This window comes from Methylocystis sp. SC2 (genome assembly GCF_000304315.1).
Taxonomy (GTDB): domain Bacteria; phylum Pseudomonadota; class Alphaproteobacteria; order Rhizobiales; family Beijerinckiaceae; genus Methylocystis.
The window spans coordinates 3,220,986-3,239,734 of the sequence record NC_018485.1; the positions used below are offsets into that span (position 1 = coordinate 3,220,986).

Annotated in this window: 17 protein-coding genes; 16 read left to right on the forward strand and 1 reads right to left on the reverse strand. The window is 64.8% G+C overall.

The window, feature by feature from the left end; translation table 11 throughout:
- The first annotated feature begins 147 nt into the window (after positions 1 to 147).
- Both BN69_RS15575 and BN69_RS15580 read left to right on the forward strand, forming a co-directional pair.
- On the forward strand, positions 148 to 1,191 hold the full coding sequence (locus BN69_RS15575; RefSeq protein ID WP_014892605.1) for a sterol desaturase family protein: 1,044 nt from the start codon (positions 148 to 150) through the stop codon (positions 1,189 to 1,191).
- Positions 1,188 to 2,117, forward strand: a complete 930-nt coding sequence (locus BN69_RS15580; protein WP_014892606.1) for a DMT family transporter — start codon at positions 1,188 to 1,190, stop codon at positions 2,115 to 2,117. The genes BN69_RS15575 and BN69_RS15580 overlap by 4 nt, the downstream gene beginning before the upstream one ends.
- 150 nt (positions 2,118 to 2,267) lie before the next feature.
- Here the strand turns inward: BN69_RS15580 and BN69_RS15585 are convergent, their stop codons facing one another.
- On the reverse strand, positions 2,268 to 2,459 hold the full coding sequence (locus BN69_RS15585) for a hypothetical protein (RefSeq protein ID WP_014892607.1): 192 nt from the start codon (positions 2,457 to 2,459) through the stop codon (positions 2,268 to 2,270).
- A 421-nt stretch (positions 2,460 to 2,880) separates the two neighbouring features.
- Here BN69_RS15585 and BN69_RS15595 point away from each other — a divergent pair, with 421 nt between their 5' ends.
- From BN69_RS15595 to lpxB, 14 genes are all read left to right on the forward strand, one after another.
- The gene (locus BN69_RS15595) at positions 2,881 to 3,933 is read left to right on the forward strand and encodes a 30S ribosomal protein S2 (RefSeq protein WP_014892609.1); all 1,053 of its coding nucleotides are present in this window, start codon (positions 2,881 to 2,883) and stop codon (positions 3,931 to 3,933) included.
- Positions 3,934 to 4,022: 89 nt separating this feature from the next.
- The gene (gene tsf / locus BN69_RS15600) at positions 4,023 to 4,949 is read left to right on the forward strand and encodes a translation elongation factor Ts (RefSeq protein WP_014892610.1); all 927 of its coding nucleotides are present in this window, start codon (positions 4,023 to 4,025) and stop codon (positions 4,947 to 4,949) included.
- A 366-nt stretch (positions 4,950 to 5,315) separates the two neighbouring features.
- On the forward strand, positions 5,316 to 6,305 hold the full coding sequence (locus BN69_RS15605; protein ID WP_014892612.1) for an SDR family oxidoreductase: 990 nt from the start codon (positions 5,316 to 5,318) through the stop codon (positions 6,303 to 6,305).
- A 202-nt stretch (positions 6,306 to 6,507) separates the two neighbouring features.
- Entirely contained in the window at positions 6,508 to 7,236 is a 729-nt protein-coding gene (pyrH, locus tag BN69_RS15615) for a UMP kinase (RefSeq protein WP_014892613.1), read from the forward strand.
- A gap of 170 nt (positions 7,237 to 7,406) precedes the next feature.
- The gene (gene frr / locus BN69_RS15620; protein ID WP_014892614.1) at positions 7,407 to 7,967 is read left to right on the forward strand and encodes a ribosome recycling factor; all 561 of its coding nucleotides are present in this window, start codon (positions 7,407 to 7,409) and stop codon (positions 7,965 to 7,967) included.
- 51 nt (positions 7,968 to 8,018) lie between these two features.
- Entirely contained in the window at positions 8,019 to 8,798 is a 780-nt protein-coding gene (locus tag BN69_RS15625) for an isoprenyl transferase (protein ID WP_014892615.1), read from the forward strand.
- Positions 8,795 to 9,673, forward strand: coding sequence for a phosphatidate cytidylyltransferase (locus BN69_RS15630; protein WP_014892616.1), 879 nt, complete (start codon positions 8,795 to 8,797; stop codon positions 9,671 to 9,673). Before BN69_RS15625 ends, BN69_RS15630 begins: the two co-directional genes overlap by 4 nt.
- Before the next feature lie 11 nt (positions 9,674 to 9,684).
- Entirely contained in the window at positions 9,685 to 10,932 is a 1,248-nt protein-coding gene (dxr, locus tag BN69_RS15635) for a 1-deoxy-D-xylulose-5-phosphate reductoisomerase (protein ID WP_014892617.1), read from the forward strand.
- Positions 10,933 to 10,987: 55 nt separating this feature from the next.
- The gene (locus BN69_RS15640) at positions 10,988 to 12,142 is read left to right on the forward strand and encodes a M50 family metallopeptidase (protein ID WP_014892618.1); all 1,155 of its coding nucleotides are present in this window, start codon (positions 10,988 to 10,990) and stop codon (positions 12,140 to 12,142) included.
- A gap of 414 nt (positions 12,143 to 12,556) precedes the next feature.
- The gene (gene bamA, locus BN69_RS15645; protein ID WP_014892619.1) at positions 12,557 to 14,878 is read left to right on the forward strand and encodes an outer membrane protein assembly factor BamA; all 2,322 of its coding nucleotides are present in this window, start codon (positions 12,557 to 12,559) and stop codon (positions 14,876 to 14,878) included.
- A gap of 82 nt (positions 14,879 to 14,960) precedes the next feature.
- Positions 14,961 to 16,031, forward strand: a complete 1,071-nt coding sequence (gene lpxD, locus BN69_RS15650) for a UDP-3-O-(3-hydroxymyristoyl)glucosamine N-acyltransferase (RefSeq protein ID WP_014892620.1) — start codon at positions 14,961 to 14,963, stop codon at positions 16,029 to 16,031.
- 54 nt (positions 16,032 to 16,085) lie between these two features.
- Complete coding sequence (fabZ, locus tag BN69_RS15655; RefSeq protein WP_014892621.1) at positions 16,086 to 16,550, forward strand: 3-hydroxyacyl-ACP dehydratase FabZ; 465 nt, start codon at positions 16,086 to 16,088, stop codon at positions 16,548 to 16,550.
- Between the two features lie 102 nt (positions 16,551 to 16,652).
- Positions 16,653 to 17,486, forward strand: a complete 834-nt coding sequence (gene lpxA, locus BN69_RS15660; RefSeq protein ID WP_014892622.1) for an acyl-ACP--UDP-N-acetylglucosamine O-acyltransferase — start codon at positions 16,653 to 16,655, stop codon at positions 17,484 to 17,486.
- Positions 17,483 to 18,622, forward strand: coding sequence for a lipid-A-disaccharide synthase (lpxB, locus tag BN69_RS15665; RefSeq protein WP_014892623.1), 1,140 nt, complete (start codon positions 17,483 to 17,485; stop codon positions 18,620 to 18,622). The genes lpxA and lpxB overlap by 4 nt, the downstream gene beginning before the upstream one ends.
- Positions 18,623 to 18,749 lie beyond the last annotated feature (127 nt).

Here is an 18,749-nt window from a genome sequence, read left to right on the forward strand (position 1 = left end):
CAGGTTCCGAAAAAGTTGACAGACTTTTTGGATGAGAACCTGCTCCAACGTTTTGATTTTGAGCGATTCCTTTTCGATCACATGATTCCATGTGATCGGGAAGCGCTCTAGGCTGAACTCTCAACATCATCTGGACCCGAAAGCTCGATGGACGTTTACGGCGCGCTCCGCTTTTCCGCTGCGAAGATCTCCAACGAACTGTTTTCGACGGGATCGATTTTTTCGGTCTATTCCCTGGCGACGACGTTTGTCATCGCCGTTGGCGCGCTGGCCTATCAGCGCAAGATGCGCCGGGGGCGCGTCAATCCGCGGGCCATCGCGCGGGCCGTGTTCGACAAGCGACTCCTGCTCACCAAATCCTTTGCCGCGGACGTCAAGCTCTTCATTCTGAGCGTCGTTCTCATGCCGGTCGTGGTGGGCGCGCTCGTCATCTCGTCGAACGCCGTCGCGACGCTCGTGAGCGCCGCGCTGCGCGGTTCGTTTGGCGCTTTTGCGCCGGTCTCGTGCTGCGACCTGTCGATAAAGCTCTTCTCCACCGTCGTGCTCTTTCTGGCCTATGAGATCGGCTATTGGGTCGATCACTATCTCAAGCATCGAATCCCGTTTTTGTGGGAACTCCATAAGGTGCATCACACCGCCGAGGCGCTGACCCCGGTGACCAACTTTCGCAATCATCCGATCGACAACATCATTTTCGGCTACATGCTCGCGACGTTCATTGGCGGCGCGTCAGGCATATTGGCGTGGGTCTTTGGGCGAACCACGGAATCCTTCACGGTCGACGGGAAGAACATCCTTTTCATCTTCTTCCTTTGGACGATCGGGCATCTTCAACATTCGCAGTTCTGGATTCCCTTTCGCGGCGTTTTGGGACACATCGTCCTGAGCCCCGCGCATCACCAGATCCATCATTCGACAGATCCCCAGCACTTCAATCGCAACTTCGGCAGCGTTCTCGCCGTTTGGGACTGGATGTTCGGATCGCTCGAGATGCCTTCGACCAAGAACCCGCGCCTCAAATATGGCGTCGAGGAAGACGCCGCCGACCCGCATTCGTCGTTCGGATTATTGGCGACCCCGATTTATCGAGCCGCCCTCGCGCTCTGGCGCGCCCTCGCCGATGCGTGGAATGCAGGAACCGAACGACTGGCGCAGCGCCGTCAAAGGCTAAAGAGCACAGGCGTATTATGAGCCGCATTCGCGCTGATCTGCTGCTGGTGCTGGCGGCTTTTATCTGGGGGACGGCCTTCATCGCGCAAAAAAACGCCGGCGAGCTTATGGGGCCGATCACCTTCGTCGGCGTCCGTTTTCTCCTGTCGTGCGTCGCGCTCGCGCCGCTGGCGCTCTACGAAGGCCGGCACAGTGAAGCTGCGCTGAAAAAGGGCGATTTGCCTCTCGCCGGCCTGATCGGCTTTTGCGTCTTCGCCGCCGCCGCTCTGCAGCAAGTCGGCCTCGCCACGACGACGGCGACCAACGGCGGATTTCTCACGGCGCTATATGTCGTGCTCGTTCCAGCGTTCGTCTTCGCGCAGACCGGCGTAAGACCCCGGCAGGTCGTTCTCGTCGCAGGCCTCGCGTCCATCCTGGGAGCCTGGCTGCTGACGGACAGCGGGCGGCTCCAGAGCTGGACGTCGGGCGACGCCTTGGTTTTGATTGCGGATATTGCGTGGGCCGCCGGGATCAGTCTCGTTCCGACCTTTCTGGCGCGCACCGACCGGCCGTATTTCCTGGCTTTCGCGCAGTTCGGCGTCATCGGCGTTCTTGGAGCCGTTGTGGGCCTTGCCGGCGAGCCTTTTTCGCTCGATGGCCTGATCGCGGCCCTTCCGTCAATTCTCTATGCGGGGCTGTGCTCCGGGGGGATCGCCTTCACGATTCAAATCGTGGCGCTCAAATATACGCCAGCGGCCGAAGCCGCGCTCATCATGTCGCTGGAGAGCGTTTTCGCCGCCGTGTCGGGCGCCATCCTGCTGTCCGAGCGCCTGACCGGGCCCGCGATGCTGGGCGGCGCGCTGATCTTGCTCAGCGCCGTGCTCGTCGAAGCCGGACCGGCCGCGCAAACGATTTGGCTGACGCAATATTGGACTTGGTTGGCGCAAGTGTGGAGTCGGGCGCGTTAGAGCGGGCTCCGAAAAAGTGGAAGCCGACGCTCGATCACGTCGAGAACGTCGGCTCCAAAATGATCTGCGCGGTAACCGGCCGATCGCCCGCCAGAAAGACAAGGGCCGGGAGCTTGCGCGCCCGGCGAGTCTTTTCGGCAGGGGTATGTTTTACTGGATCATGCGGGCGGTAGAGCCAACGCCTTCGCCCTGGATGCCGTTGCGGTTGCCCGTGCCGTTGGTTCCTTCAGGAGAAATCCAATCCGGAACCCAGGTCAGAGCGACGACCACGAAGGCGACGAAGGCGGCGATCCAAAGCAGCATCTTGCCGATATCGCCGGTATTGTGAACGTTGACGGCCATGCGTTTTCCCCCTGTTCTTGATTTTACGTGAATGCTTGCCGCATCGAGAGGGAGCCTAGCTTGTTTCCGATCGGATGGCAATGCGCTCCTGCGCTGACTGGAACGTCCGCCAAAAAAGCAAGATTACTTTTTATTTTCAATCAATTAACGTGCGACAGAACGTCGCGGACGGCGCAAAAAATTACGCGCGTTTCTCTGTCCTCGCGTTCCCTTCCAACCCCGATCCGCCGGCGCGCATCGAATGGCGAAAGCGTCCGCGCGCGTCGGCCGGCGGCGGCCCTTGCCGGAAGTAGGCGCATCGCCTATAAGCGCGCCATTCCACAGGCGAGGGTTACGCGGCGTCTGCCTCAAGACGTCGCTCCGGTGGCCGGCTCTCCGGCCTCTTTACTCTCTCGCCGAGGTTCAACCGGAGAAAGACACTATGGCTCTGCCAGATTTCACCATGCGCGGCCTGCTGGAGGCCGGCGCGCACTTCGGCCATCAGTCCCATCGCTGGAACCCGAAGATGGCGCCTTATATCTTTGGCGCCCGCAACAACATCCATATCATCGATCTCGCCCAGACGGTGCCGCTGCTCCATCAGGCGCTGAAGACGATTTCGGACACTGTCTCCAAAGGCGGACGCGTGCTGTTCGTGGGCACCAAGCGCCAGGCGCAGGAGCAGATCGCCGACGCCGCCAAGCGGAGCGCTCAATATTACATCAATTCCCGCTGGCTGGGCGGCACGCTCACCAATTGGAAGACGATTTCCGGATCGATCACCCGTCTGCGCAAGCTCGACGAGCAGCTCTCGGCCGGCGCATCGGGCATCACCAAGAAAGAGCGCCTGCTGCTGACCCGCGAGCGCGACAAGCTCGAAAAGGCGCTCGGCGGCATCAAGGATATGGGCGGCACGCCGGATTTGATCTTCGTGATCGACACCAACAAAGAGCAGCTCGCGATCAAGGAGGCGAATCGCCTCAAGATTCCCGTCGTCGCCGTGCTCGACACCAATTGCGATCCGGATGGCGTCACCCATCCGATCCCCGGCAACGACGACGCCGGCCGCGCCATCGCGCTTTACTGCGATCTCGTGGCGAGAGCCGCCATCGACGGCATTTCGCGCAGCCAGGGCTCGGCGGGAATCGATATCGGCGCCGATGAGTCGCCGGCGCTTGAGCCCGCGCTCGAGGCGCGCCCGGTGGTCCGCGAGGATTTGCGTTCCGCCGAGGCCGCCGGCGCCGATGCGGAGACGCCGCTCGAGGCCTTCGAACTGCTTTCCGCGCCGCGCGGCGCGCCGGACGATCTCGCCAAGCTGCACGGCGTCGGCCCGCAGCTCGTCAAAAAGATGAACGACGCCGGCGTCTACCACTATTGGCAGATCGCTGCGATGACTCCGGCGGACGTCGAAAAGCTCGACGCCGAATTGAAGCTGAACGGCCGCATTGCGCGCGACGGCTGGGTCGATCAGGCGAAGGCGCTCCTCGCAGCCTGATCAATCCGTCAAGTCCGATGCTTAAGACGCGCGCGCCGGTCCAGTGGGCCGGCGTCGTCGCATGACTCCCTTAAGAAGGAATTTCAGCCATGGCTACGATCACCGCCGCCCTTGTGAAGGAACTGCGCGAGAGCACCGGCGCGGGCATGATGGATTGCAAGTCGGCGCTCACCCAGACCGAGGGAGACTTCGAAGCGGCGGTCGACTGGCTGCGCAAGAAGGGCCTCTCCAAGGCCGCGAAGAAAGCCGATCGCGTCGCCGCCGAAGGGCTTGTCGCCGCGCTCGTGTCGGACAAATCGGGCGTCGTCGTCGAGGTGAATTCGGAGACGGACTTCGTCGCCCGCAACGCCGATTTCCAGACGCTGGTGAAGAACATCGCCGAAGTGGCCTTAAAGAGCGGCAAGACCGACGTCGAGGCGCTCGGCAAGGAAGCCTATCCCGGCGGCGGAACGGTTGGCGAGGCGATCACCAACGCCATCGCCGGCATCGGCGAGAATTTGACGCTGCGCCGCGCCGCGTCCTTAAGCCTCGGCGACGGCGTCGTCGGCCGCTATGTGCATGCGCAGGTCGTCGACGGCCAGGGCAAGATCGCGGTGATCGTCGCGCTCGAATCGACAGGCGACAAGGACGTGCTGGCGACGCTCGCGCGCCAGCTCGCCATGCATGTCGCCTCGGCCAATCCGCTGGCGCTTGACGCTTCGGGCCTCGATCCGGCGACGGTCGAGCGCGAGAAGAAGCTTCTCATGGAGAAGAACGCCGGCAAGCCGGAGAATGTGCTGCAGAAGATCGTCGACTCCGGCATCAAGACCTACGCCAAGGAGGTCTGCATGCTCGATCAGGTCTCCAACCATCCGGACCATAACGGCAAGACCGTCGCGCAGGCGGTCAAGGAGCTCGAGGGCAAGGCCGGCGCGCCGATCGCGATCAAGGGCTTCGTGCGCTATGCGCTCGGCGAAGGCATCGAAAAGCAGACGAGCGACTTCGCCGCCGAGGTCGCGGCCGCTGCGAAGGGGTAAGTCATTCCCCCGCTGGTGGTGAAGGTTAGTGCGGGCCGGGGCGTTGACCCCGGCCTTTTTGTGTCCGCGACCTCTCCGCGTCATGCCGGCTAGTGCGGCGGCATCCGCGGGTCTACTCAGCGGCGCCGCGTGGATGGCCGGGACAAGCCCGGCCATGACGGCTGAAAGTCCGCGCCGTCACTCCACAGAGGCGACCTTCGCCTTCGCCTCATCCGTCTTGGGGCCGCGTGCGCAAATGGATGCAATCGCTGTTGGCGATGCTTTTAGTTGTCGCGCCCGCGCGAAACAATCGCGGGCGGGCGGCGTTTAGGCTCCGGAAGTTGTGGTTTTCGTCGCAGGGCGAAGATCGAGCAGAGGGAGCCGCTTATGCGCGCCAAGAAGACCGCCGCAGACGAAACGATCCGCGGGCCGCGCGTTGCGCGCGCGATCGACGCCGCCACCTCCGTGCTCGGCGTCGATGATGCGCCGTCCGCGCGCAAACTGCGCGATCCGCGCGAACTCTATCCCAAGCCGCCCTTCGAGAAGCAGACGCAGCCCTGGCCTGGGCTCGCCGGCCTCATGACGCCGCGTCCCGATCATGGCGAGGAGAGCTACCGCGGCTCAGGGCGTCTCCTTGGCCGCAAGGCGCTCATCACCGGCGGCGACAGCGGCATCGGCCGCGCCGCGGCGATCGCCTTCGCCCGCGAAGGCGCCGACGTCGCGATCAATTATCTGCCGGAAGAGGAGGCGGACGCGAAGGAGGTCATGGACCTCATGGGCGAGGCCGACGTCAATGCGGTGGCGCTTCCGGGCGACATTCGCGACGAAGCCTTCTGCCGCAAGCTCGTCGACGACGCGGCGCGCGATCTCGGCGGCCTGGATATTCTCGTCAACAACGCCGCGCGTCAGCACGCGCGCAGATCGATTCTCGACATTACGACCGAGGATCTCGACTGGACGTTCCGCACCAATCTCTATGCGCTGTTCTGGATCACCAAAGCGGCCCTGCCGCATCTGCGGCCGGGATCGTCGATCATCAATACGAGCTCGATCGTCGCCTTCGACCCTTCGCCGCAGCTTCTGGATTATTCGGCGACCAAGGCCGCCATTCTCAATTTCACCAGATGTCTGGCGAAGCAGCTCGCGGACAAAGGCGTCAGGGTCAACGCCGTCGCGCCGGGCCCGTTCTGGACGGCGTTGCAGCCGAGCGGCGGACAATTCCCGGATCACCTGCCTGAGTTTGGCGCCGATACGCCGCTCGGCCGGCCGGGACAGCCGGCGGAGATCGCACCGCTTTATGTGCTGCTCGCGTCCAATGAGGCGAGCTTCACGACGGGCCAGGTGTTCGGCGCGACGGGCGGGGAAGTCGGGCCGTAATCAAGCGTCCTGAATGAATCCCCGACCGGCGCGGGGCGGTTCGATCGCAATCGCGTGGGGCCCGCGAGAGCTGCTGCGTCGGCGGCTCCGCGGGCGCGCGACAATGGCCGCATCCAAAGCTTGGGTGAGGCGCCTCACTTGCCGGCGCCGCCCGGCCTCCGTATGAAGAACGCGCCCCGCCTCAGTCAGCGAGATCCGCCTCATGTCCGACCTCACGTCGACGCGACGATTCAAGCGTGTGGTCGTCAAACTGTCCGGGGAAGCCCTGCAGGGCGCGGCTCCGCATGGTCTCGACGCCGTCACGATCGCCCGAATCGCGGCCGACCTCGCGACCGCCGCCGAAGCGGGACATGAGATCGCCGTCGTCGTCGGCGGCGGCAATTTCTTTCGCGGCATCAAGGGCGCCGACACCGGCATCGAACGCGCGCGCGCCGATTCGATCGGCATGCTGGCGACGGTGATGAACGGGCTGGCGCTGGAGCAGGCGGTCGAGGGGCAGGGGCGGCAGGCGCGCTGCCTGTCCGCGGTCCCCATGCCGTCCATCTGCGAATCCTTTTCGCGCCGCGCCGCCCTGCATCATCTGGCCAAGGGACGCGTCGTCATCGCGGCCGGAGGCACCGGCAATCCCTTCTTCACGACCGACACCGGCGCGGTGCTGCGGGCCGCGGAACTCTCCGCCGACGCGGTGCTCAAGGCCACTCAGGTCGACGGCGTCTACACCGCCGATCCCAAGCGCGATCCCACCGCGCAGCGCTACGACCGGCTGAGCCATGACGAGGCGATCGCCAGAAACCTGGCGGTGATGGATACGGCGGCCTTCGCGCTCGCCCGCGAGAATAAGATCCCGATTCTCGTGTTTTCGATCGCCGAGGCGGGCGCCATCGACGGGGCGCTGTCCGGTCGGGCGCGCGCCACCCTCGTTGCGCCGTAAGCCCCTTTCGCGCCCGACGATAATTCGTGCAATAAATCTTGCGCCGCCGAGCCGGAGCGCTGGCGAAGGCGGCGGCGTGCGCCTTTTTGCCACGCCGCGTTCCAATTATAAGAAGCCGAGCCGCGCGAGTCTTCGTGAGAGCGGCGACAGATCAAAGACAGGTTGTTCACATGGCGGAAACTTTTGACCTTGCCGATATGAAGCGCCGCATGCAGGGCGCGGTCGCGACCCTCAAGCATGAATTCGGTGGGCTTCGCACGGGACGCGCCTCGACGAGCTTGCTCGATCCGATTCATGTTGAAGCTTACGGGCAGGTTTCGCCGCTCAATCAGGTCGCCACCGTCAGCGTGCCCGAGCCGCGCCTGCTTTCGGTGCAGGTGTGGGACAAGGCGTTGGTCATCGCCGTCGACAAGGCGATCCGGGAGGCCAATCTCGGTCTTCAACCGACGGTGGAAGGTCAAAATTTGCGCATCCGCATGCCGGAGCTGAACGAGCAGCGCCGCAAGGAACTCGTTAAGGTCGCGCATAAATACGCCGAGGAGGCGCGGGTCTCCGTGCGCCACGTGCGCCGCGACGGCCTCGACATTCTCAAGAAGTTGCTAAAGGATCACGCGATTCCCGAGGACGACGAGAAGCGCCACGAACAAGAGGTGCAGAAGGCGACGGACGAGACGGTGAAGGAGATCGACGCCGCGCTCGCCGCCAAGGAAAAGGAAATCATGCAGGTCTAGGAAGCTGCGGCGTCCTCTGGCGCAGGTCCTATGGCCGTTTGGAACCCGAGTATGACTGAAAGCGACATTCTGGAGGCGGAAACGAAGGCGCTGCGTGCGCGCGCGGCGCCGCGTCATGTCGCGCTGATCATGGACGGCAACGGCCGCTGGGCGGCCAAACGTGGCCTGCCGCGCTTCGAAGGACACCGGCGCGGCGTCGAGGCGCTGCGCCGCACGGTGCGGGCGGCGATCAAGCTGAATATCGGCTATTTGACCGTCTATTCCTTCTCGGCGGAAAACTGGTCGCGACCGCGCGAGGAGGTGGAAAGCCTGCTTTCGCTGCTGCACCGCTTCATCCGCAACGATCTGGCGGAATTGCACGCGAGCAATGTGCGCGTGCGCGTCATCGGCGCGCGCGCCGATCTCGCGCCCGACATTTCGGACCTGCTGCGCGAGGCCGAGCAAATGACGCAGGCGAATTCCGGGCTCACCCTCGTCGTCGCGTTCAACTACGGCGCGCGGCAGGAGATCGCGGCGGCGGCGCGCGCGCTCGCCGAAATGGTGGCGCAAGGCCGGCTCGCGCCCGAGGAGATCGACGCCGAGGCGATTGCGGGACAGCTCGATACGGCGGACATTCCCGATCCCGACCTGATCATCCGCACGTCGGGCGAACAGCGGCTGTCGAACTTCCTGCTCTGGCAGGCGGCTTACGCCGAATTCGTCTTCCTGCCGATTCTCTGGCCGGATTTCGACGAAGCGGCGCTTTCGGCGGCGATCGCCGAATACGCCCATCGGGATCGGCGGTTTGGCGGGCTTGAGGCCGCGGCGCGCAGCGCCAAGACCGCTTCATGACGGCGGATCGAAGCGACATCAGTCGCGCCGGGCAGTCTCCTGAAAAGCCGTCTGCCGGAGGCTTCGCCGACCTTGGGCCGCGCCTCGCATCCGCCGCGGCGATGGTCATCGCGGCGCTTGGCGCGCTCTATCTTGGCGGCGACGTCTTCGCGCTCTTCTGGCTGGCGGCCGCCTTCGCGGTGAATTGGGAGTGGCAGGGCCTGATCGGCGGCGAGGGGCGCGCCGCCAGAATCGCCGTCGGCGGCGCGGCGGTCGCCGCCGCAACGGCGTTCGGGCGCGTCTTCATGCCGGGCGCCGCCGCGCTCGCGATTGCCGTTTTCGCCCTTGCGGGCGCAGCGCTTGCGGGGGCCGAACGTCGCCTCTGGGCGGCGATGGGCGTTGTCTACGCCGGCGCGCTCGCCTTCTCCGTATGCCTTTTGCGCGAGTCGCCCGATTTCGGCGCGCTTGCGATCGTCTTCCTGTTCGCCGTGGTCTGGGGCACCGATGTCTTTGCCTATTTTGGCGGCAGGCTGATCGGCGGACCGAAGCTTTGGCCGCGCGTCTCGGCCGGCAAGACATGGTCGGGCACGATCACCGGCGTTCTCTGCGGCGCAGTTCTGGGCCTCGCCGCCGTGTATGTCGTCGCCGGCCCGCAACTTGCGAGCTGGCGCGTGTTCTTGGTCGGACTGGCCGCCGCCGCCTTCTCGCAAGTCGGCGATCTTTTCGAATCTTCGGTCAAGCGCCGCTTCGGCGTGAAGGACTCGAGCCAGCTCATTCCCGGGCATGGCGGCGCCATGGATCGGCTCGACGGCTTCATCTTCGCCAGCGCCTTCGCGGCGGCGGTGGGCCTGCTGCGCGGCGCGCCGTCGGTGGCGGCCGGTCTTTTCTTCTGGTAGGGCGGGACCCAATGGCTTTAGCAAACGGACAGTTTCACGCCCACGCTCCGGCCCAGCCGCCGGCGCCGGTCCCGCGCCGCATCGTGCTCTTGGGCGCGACGGGCTCGATCGGCCGCTCGACGGTCGACCTTCTCGAACGCGATCCGGAAGGATTCTCGGTGTCGGCGGTGGCGGGGGGCCGCGACGTCGAGGCGCTCGCGCGGGTCGCCCGCGCGGTCGGGGCCGAATTCGCCGCCATCCGCGACGAGAGCGCCTATGCGGCGCTCAAGGCGGCGCTCGCCGGGACCAACACTCAAGTCGCCGCGGGTCGCGAGGCGATCATCGAGGCCGCGCTGCGCGACGCCGATCTCGTGGTCTCGGCGATTGTCGGCGCCGCCGGCGTCGAGCCGACCTACGCCGCGCTCGCCGCCGGCCGCGACGTGGCGCTCGCCAATAAGGAATGTCTCGTCTGCGCCGGCGTTCCCTTCATGCGGACGGCGGCGGAAATGGGCGTGCGGCTGCTGCCGATGGACAGCGAGCACAACGCCATTTTCCAGGCGCTTGGCGGCGAGGACCCCTCCTGCATCGAACGCATGATCGTCACGGCGTCCGGCGGCCCCTTCCGCACCTGGAGCAAGGAGCGCATCGCCGCGGCGAGCGTCGAGGAGGCGCTCAATCATCCCAATTGGGCGATGGGCCCGAAAATAACCGTCGATTCGGCCGGCATGATGAACAAGGGGCTCGAACTGATCGAGGCTCATCATCTTTTCGGCATTCCGGCCGAAAAGCTCGAAGTCGTGGTCCATCCGCAGTCGATCGTCCACGGCCTCGTCGCGTTTTCCGACGGTTCGGTGACCGCCGGAATCGCCGTGCCGGACATGCGCACGCCGATCGCCCACTGTCTCGGCTATCCAGACCGGCTGACAACCCCGACGCCGCGCCTCGATCTGGCGAAAATCGCCACGCTGACATTCGAAGCGCCTGATTTTGAACGGTTTCCGGCGCTCAAACTGGCGCTCGAGGTCCTGCGCGCCGGCGGCGGCCTGCCCACCGTGCTCAACGCCGCCAATGAAATCGCCGTCGAGGCCTTCCTTGATCGCCGCATTTCCTTCGACGGGATCGCGCGCCATGTGGCCGAGGCCTGCGAGGCCGCGTTGCGCGACGGAACCGCAAATGCGCCCGCCACAGTTGAGGACGCCCTCGCGGTGGACCATATTGTCAGAGAAAGATCACGATCGGCCTTGGCCGGGCGTGCCGCATCGGGCATGCTGCTTCAGTGATCATGGCGCGCGCCGCCGGCAGGCTTGGCGCAAGCGAGACCTGCGAGACAGCGCTTTGTTAGACTTCCTGACGACCTTCGCCTTCTATCTCATCCCCTTCGTGCTCGTTCTCACGCTGGTCGTGTTTGTGCACGAATTTGGGCACTTCATCGTCGGCCGGTGGTGCGGCGTGAAGGTGGACGCCTTTTCCATCGGCTTCGGACCGGAGCTGTGGTCTCGGGTGGATCGTCTCGGCACGCGGTGGCGCATCGCCAGCATTCCGCTCGGCGGTTATGTCAGCTTCCATGGGGACGCCAACGCCGCAAGCGCGCCGAACCCCGAGGCCGTGCGCGCGATGCCGGAGGCCGAGCGCGCAGTGACTTTCGCCGCGCAGTCGGTATGGAAGCGCGCCGCCATCGTCTTCGCCGGCCCTTTTGCGAATTTTGTTCTGGCGATCGCGATTTTCGCCATTCTCTTTGGGGTTTACGGACGCACGACCTATGCGCCGCGCGTCGGCGCGCTGACGCCTGGCGGAGCCGGCGCCGCCGCCGGCTTCATGGCCGGCGACTTGGTGCTCACCGTCGACGGCGCGCCGGTCGACTCCTTTTCGAATCTGCAGGAAATCGTTTCGAGCTCGGCCGACAAGAAACTCATTTTCGTGATTCAACGCGGCGATCAGCAGCTGACGCTTCCGGTCGTTCCCGCCCTGCGCGAGGTCGAGAGCGCGATCGGCAAAATCCGGATCGGCATGCTGGGCATTCAGGCGTCGAAGGCCGCGGCCGACATCCGCCAGGAACGCTACGGACCCGCCGACGCGGTGGCGATGGGCGTGCAGGAAACATGGACGGTCGTGCGCCGCACGGGAAATTACATCGGCGGACTCATCACCGGACGGGAGAGCGCCGATCAGCTCTCCGGACCGATTGGCATCGCGCAAGTCTCGGGGCAAATGGCGCAGGCGGTCTCCAAGGTGGGCATAGCGCCGCTGTTGAGCCTCATCGCGATTCTCTCGGTGTCGATCGGTCTGCTCAATCTGATGCCGGTGCCGCTGCTTGACGGCGGACATTTGCTGTTCTTCGCGATCGAGGCGGCGCGCGGCCGCGCGCTCAACGAGCGCGCGCAGGAAGTCGCCTTCCGAGTGGGTCTCGCGATGGTCGGCGCGCTGATGATTTTCTCGACCTATAACGACATCGCGCGACTCATTCACAAGCTCACCGGCTCGGGCTCGTAGCGCAGGCTCCGAAAAAGCCGACAGACTTTTTCGATGCAGACCGCTCCATCATTTTGGCGTTGAGCGATTCCTTCCGATCACATCATTCCATGTGATCGGGCGGCGCTCTGGCGCGCATGCGGCCGTTGCAACGATGCGACGCGCATGGCGCCGCGACAGGGCGCGATTCTCGTCGTAATTTGGACATGATCGCGCCTGCGGCGCCACGTCTTAATCATGTGCTGACCATGAATCGTGGCTTTAACGTCACGCCTTCGACAAATTGCGGAAACACCATTTATTCTGCATTTGCAGGGTCGGGCAAACCTTGTAGAAGGAATCGCTCAACGCTGGCGAAGCGCCGATCGTCGGCGAATTTACATGAGTTTCGCGCCGCGGCCCGGGCGGCGACGTTGCGACGAGGACCTGCACTATATGCGCTCAATCAGCGGCATTTGGAAATCATCGTTCCTGTTCGCGGTTGTGGCCGCTCTGCTGGCGTTTAGCGTTCCGGCGTTCGCCGCGCCCGACATCAATCGCGTCGCGTTTGAGGGCAACAGCAAGGTCAAGACCGACATGTTGCAGGAGCAGGTGCGCTCGCGCGCCCACACGCCCTTCAACCCGCAGCTGGCCGAGGCCGACGTCGCGCGATTGACCGAAGTCTATCGCCGGTCGGGTCGCGCCGCGGCGAAATTGAGCTATCGGACGGTCGAGCTGCCGAACGGACGGGTCGACCTGGTCTTCACCATCGTTGAGGGCGACAAGACCGGCGTTAAGGAGATCCGATTCATCGGCAATGAGGTCTATTCCACACGCCGTCTCGTCGGCATGATGGAGACGACGGAAATGAACTTCCTGTCGTTCCTCAAGACGAGCGACGTTTATGATCCCGACCGCATCGCCGCGGACCTCGAGCTCATTCGTCGATTCTATCTTAAGAACGGCTATGCCGATTTCCGCGTGATCAGCTCCGACGCGCAGTTCGATCCGACGCTCGCCGGCTACATCATCACCATCGTCGTGAACGAAGGCCCGCAGTATCGCGTGTCCTCCGTCGGCGTCGAATCCCATCTGCCCGACGTCGACGGCGCCGCGTTGAATGATTTGCTGCGGCTTGCGCCAGGCGACGTCTACAACGGCGACGCGGTCGAGAAGACCGTCGAAGCGTTGACGCGCGAAATCGCCAAGCGGGGCTACGCCTTCACCCAGGCCCGCCCGCGCGGCGAACGCAATCCGGCCGATCAGACGGTCGCGATCCAGTTTCTGCTCGAGGAAGGACCCAGGGTCTACATCGAGCGCATCAACATTCGCGGCAATACGCGCACGCGCGACTATGTCATTCGCCGCGAGTTCGATATCGGCGAGGGCGACGCCTATAACCGCGTCCTGATCGACCGCGCCGAACGCCGGCTGAATGGCCTCGGCTATTTCAAGAAGGTGAAAATCACCAATGAGCCGGGCTCGGCGCCCGACCGCGTGATCTTGAACGTCGACGTCGAGGATCAGCCCACCGGCAACTTCGGCATCTCTGGCGGTTATTCGACCAACCAGGGCTTCATCGCCGAAGTGTCCGTGTCGGAAAGCAACTTCATGGGTCGCGGCCAAGCGGTGCGCCTTTCGGTGCAGGGCGGCCAGATCGCCCGCGGCGTGACGTTCAGCTTCACCGAGCCCTATTTCCTCGACCAGCGCATCGCCGCCGGCTTCGACGTCTTCGTGCGTCGGCAGGACGCTTATAACTACTCGATCTACAGTTCGACGTCCTACGGCGGCACGGTGCGCTTCGGCATACCGATCACCGAAGAGCTCAGCTTCTCGCCGCACTACTCGATCTATCAAACGACGATCTCCATCCCGAACGACAAGAATCGTCCTTACAATGACTGTTTGGTGCCGGTGTGGGGCTACACGCCTGGTTTCAGTCCGTTCTACCCGCAGTCCGCCGGCTATCCGAACCTGCTGGTCAACTGCCAAACGAACGGCGAAGCCTCGCTCGCGATCAAGGAGTCGCAGGGGGGGCTGCTGACGTCGCTCGTCGGCTATTCGCTGAACTACAGCACCATCGACAACTTCAAGAACCCGCATAATGGCTGGCTGGCCTCGCTCAATCAGGACGTGGCCGGTCTTGGCGGCGGCACGCGCTATCTGCGCACGACCGGCGACATTCGCTACTTCCGCGAGATTCCCTATCTCGACGATGTGGTCGGCATCGCCCGTCTGCAGGGCGGCGATCTGTCGACCTTCGGCGGCTACAAGCCGCGTATTCAGGACAACTTCAACCTCGGCCCCAGCCTGGTGCGCGGCTTCGCGCCGGGCGGCATCGGTCCGCGCGATTCGAATATTCTGACGAGCTTCAACAACAACCGCGGCAACTCGCTGGGCGGCTCCAACTATGTCGGCGGATCGCTCGAAGTTCAGTTCCCGTTCTGGTACCTGCCCAAGGATCTCGGGCTGAGAGGCGCGCTCTTCGCCGACGCCGGTTCGCTATGGAATTTCAGCGGCAAGACGAACTTCGCCAACAATCTGCCGACGATACCCGGCGTGACCTGCATCGGGGCCTATACGGAGCAGGCGGGCTTCGGCCAGGGCAATTGCGTCGTGCCGATCGCGAATAAATTCGCGATCCGCTCGTCGGTCGGCGCCTCGGTGCTGTGGAATTCGCCGATGGGACCGATCCGCTTCGATTACGCCGTCGTGACCTCGAAGGTCTATGGCGACATCACCCAGAACTTCCGCTTCAGCGGCGGCACCAACTTCTAATGATTGGAGACGATCGCCGGGCGAACCGCGCCCGGCGGACGGCTCAAGGGCCGGCTTGGGCAGCCGCACAGGCGCTGGCGGCATGAGCGCGGCGGCCTTCTTTCCATTGGCGCGGCCCGCGCCTTTGAGCGAGATCGCGCAGATCGCCGGCGCAGAAATTCGCGGCGGTCCTGACGGCGCGCCCGCGGCGGGCGAGGTCGCGCCGCCGCCCCTCATCATTGGCGTCGCGCCGCTCGATTGGAGCAGGCCGGGCGACCTCTGCTTCTACGACAATCCGCGCTATCGCAAGGCGCTCTCGGAATGCCGAGCGACCGCCTGCTTTCTGCGCGCGCGTCATCTTGATCTGCTGCCGAACGCCGTCGTCGCGCTTCTCGTCGACGATCCGCAGCGCGCGATGACGCTCGCGGCCGCGCATCTCTTTCCGGACGCGCTGCGGCCCGGCTCCTTATTCCAGTCCAGCGGCGTTTCTCCGGGAGCGGCGGTGCATCCGCAGGCGCGACTCGAACCGGGCGTGGTCGTTGATCCGGGCGCCGTGATCGGGCCGGGCGCCGAGATCGGCGCTGGAACGATCATCGGGCCGCAGGCGGTGATCGGTCCGAATGTGCGCATCGGCCGCGACTGTTCGATTGGCGCACATGCGAGCCTCACCCATGCGCTGATCGGCGACCGCGTCGTCATTCACCCGGGGGCGCGGCTTGGGCAGGACGGCTTCGGCTTCGCGCCGACGCGCGAGGGCTATCTCAAGACGCCGCAGGTCGGTCGCGTGATCGTGCAGGACGATGTCGAGATCGGCGCCAATACGACGATTGATCGCGGCGCGTCGCGCGACACGATCATCGGCGAGGGAACGAAAATCGATAATCTCGTGCAGATCGGCCACAATGTGGTGATCGGCCGTTTTTGCGCCATCGTCGCCCAATCGGGCGTCGCCGGCTCCTGCGAGATCGGCGATTTCGTCGCGCTTGGCGGACAATCCGCCGTCGCCGGCCACCTCACAATCGGCGAGGGCGCGGCGGTCGCGGCCAAATCCGGGGTGATGCGCGACCTGCCGGCCGGGGCGCGAGTCGGCGGCGCGCCAGCGCGACCGTTGCGGCGATTCCTGCGCGGCGCGGCGCTGCTCGACCGACTCGCGCGCAGGGACAAGCCGACGTAAGACAATCAAGAAACAAGGGATGGCGCTCGCCATGCCCTCGAGAGGGAGGAAGAAATGCCCGAGGCCGCGGCTGGCGCGACTCTGGAGAGCGCCGACATTTTGCAGATCATGAGCCAACTGCCGCATCGTTATCCGTTCTTGCTCGTCGATCGCATCTTCGACATCCGCGGCGACGAGTCTTGCGTCGGCGTGAAGAACGTCACGATCAACGAGCCGCAGTTTCAGGGGCACTTTCCCGAACGTCCCATCATGCCTGGCGTCCTGCTCATCGAGGCGATGGCGCAGACCGCCGGAGTCATCGCCATCCGCGCGCTGAAAGGCGCGGACCGTTCACGTCTCGTTTATTTCGTCACGATCGACAATGCGAAATTCCGCAAGCCGGTGACGCCCGGCGACCGCGTCGAATTCCACATGGCGAAGACGGCGCAAAAGCGAAACATCTGGTGGTATTCCGGGCGCGCGATGGTTGACGGCGGGCTGGTGTGCGAGGCGCAGATCAGCGTCATGATGGGCGCCTAGATCACGCTGCATTTGGACGGAATCGCCCAAATGCAGATAACGTGATCGATTCCCAAAGTTTAGAGCGCGCTCTATGCGAAAACCGGTTCCCTCTTTTTCGCAATGCGCTCTAGCGCCGGCGCGGCGAGTGCGACATTGAACCCTTCGGTTCATCCGTCCTGTGTGATCGAAGACGGCGCGCGGCTCGGCGCCGGCGTCGCCATCGGCCCGTTTTGCCATATCGGCGCCGGCGTCGAGATCGGCGACGGCGCGACTCTCCTCTCCCATGTCGTCGTCGGCGGGCGGACGCGGATCGGCGCGCGCGCCCGGATTTTCCCCTTCGCCGCGGTGGGACTGCCGTCGCAGGATATCAAGGCTGCGCTCGCGCAGGGCGCGCTGACGATCGGCGACGATTGCGTCATTCGCGAAGGCGTGACGATCAATGCAGGCGCGGGGGAGGGCACGCGCATTGGGGCGCGCTGCGTATTTCTTGCCGCTTCGCACGTCGCTCACGACTGTCGGCTGGGCGACGACGTGATACTGTCCAATCAGGTTCTGCTAGGCGGGCACGTCGAGATTGGGGACCATGCGATGATCGGCGGCGCGACGGCGGTGCATCAGCATGTGCGGATCGGCGCGCATGCCTTCGTCGGCGGCCTCTCGGGCGTCGAAGGCGACGTCATTCCCTTCGCGCTTGCGTCGGGCAATCGCGCCCATCTGTTCGGCCTCAACCGCATCGGCCTGCAGCGGCGCGGTTTCGCGCCGGAGCGCATCGAGCGGCTGCGCCGGGCCTATCGCCTGCTCTTCGCGCGAGAGGCGCGCGCGCTGAGCGAACGCATCGACTGTCTGTCACGGGATTTCGCCGGCGACGCAGACAGTGCGGCGATCGTCGAATTTCTGCGCGCGCCTTCGACGCGGCCGCTTTGCGCGCCTCGCGCGCGCGCTGAATCGCCATGAGCGCGCCGCGCATCTTCCTTGTCGCCGGCGAAGCCTCTGGCGATCAGCTCGGCGCAGCGCTGATGCGGGCTTTGCGCGCCGCGCGTCCGGAGACCGTTTTCGCCGGCGTCGGAGGCGAGGCGATGGCGCGCGAAGGCCTCGTTTCGCTGTTTCCGCTCGAAGACATCGCGGTGATGGGCCTCGTTCCGGTCTTGGCCCGGCTGCCGCGCCTTGTCCGGCGGATCGCACAGACGGCGCGCGCGGTCGTCGATCAGGCGCCGGATTGTCTCGTCATCATCGACGCGCCGGATTTTACCCATCGCGTCGCGCGCCGCGTGCGGGCCGCCCGACCTGACCTGCCGATCATTAATTACGTCAGCCCGACCGTATGGGCGTGGCGGCCTGGCCGCGCGCCCGCGATGCGCGAATACGTCGATTGCCTGTTGGCGCTGCTGCCCTTCGAGCCGCAGGCGCATGTTCGCCTCGGCGGCCCGCGATGCGTCTATGTCGGCCATCCGCTCGTCGAGCGTCTCGACGAGTTGACGCGGCCTTTTCAGGATCGCGGCGCGCGCTCGCTGCTTGTTCTGCCCGGGTCGCGACTGGCGGAAGTGCGGCGCATGACGCCGATCTACGGCGAGGCGGTCGAACTTCTCTTGCGCGAACGCGCCGACTTCGAGGTCGCCATTCCGGTCGCGCCGAATGTCGAGCAGACCTTGCTGCGTGAATTGCAGGGCTGGCCGCTGACGCCGCGTCTGGTCAGCCAGGCTGAGAAATTCGCCGCCTTCCGCAATGCGCGCGCCGCGCTCGTCACGTCCGGCGTCGCGACGCTGGAGCTGGCGCTCGCCGGCGTGCCGATGGCGGTCGCCTATAGGATCTCGCGCGCCGAATCGCTGCTGCGCTTTCTCGTCAAAGTCGAATCGATCGTGCTGCCCAATCTTATCATCGGCGAGAATATCGTGCCGGAATTCCTGCAGGAGGCGGCGACGCCGCGCGCGCTCGCCGAGGCCTTAAGGCCGCTCTTGCGCGAGAGCGCCGCGCGCGAAGCGCAGCTCGCGGCCTTCCAGCGCGTCCGCGCGCGCCTGCTCGAAGCAGGCCGGACGCCGAGCGCTCGGGCGGCGGACATCATCCTCGAATATGCGTCGCGCGGGCGCTCTTAGAGCGCTTCGCGATCACATGGGCCTGCTCTAGAGCGCTTCCCGATCACATGGAATCATGTGATCGATAAGGAATCGCTCCAAATCAAAACGTTGGAGCGGGTTCTCATCGAAAAAGTCTGTCAACTTT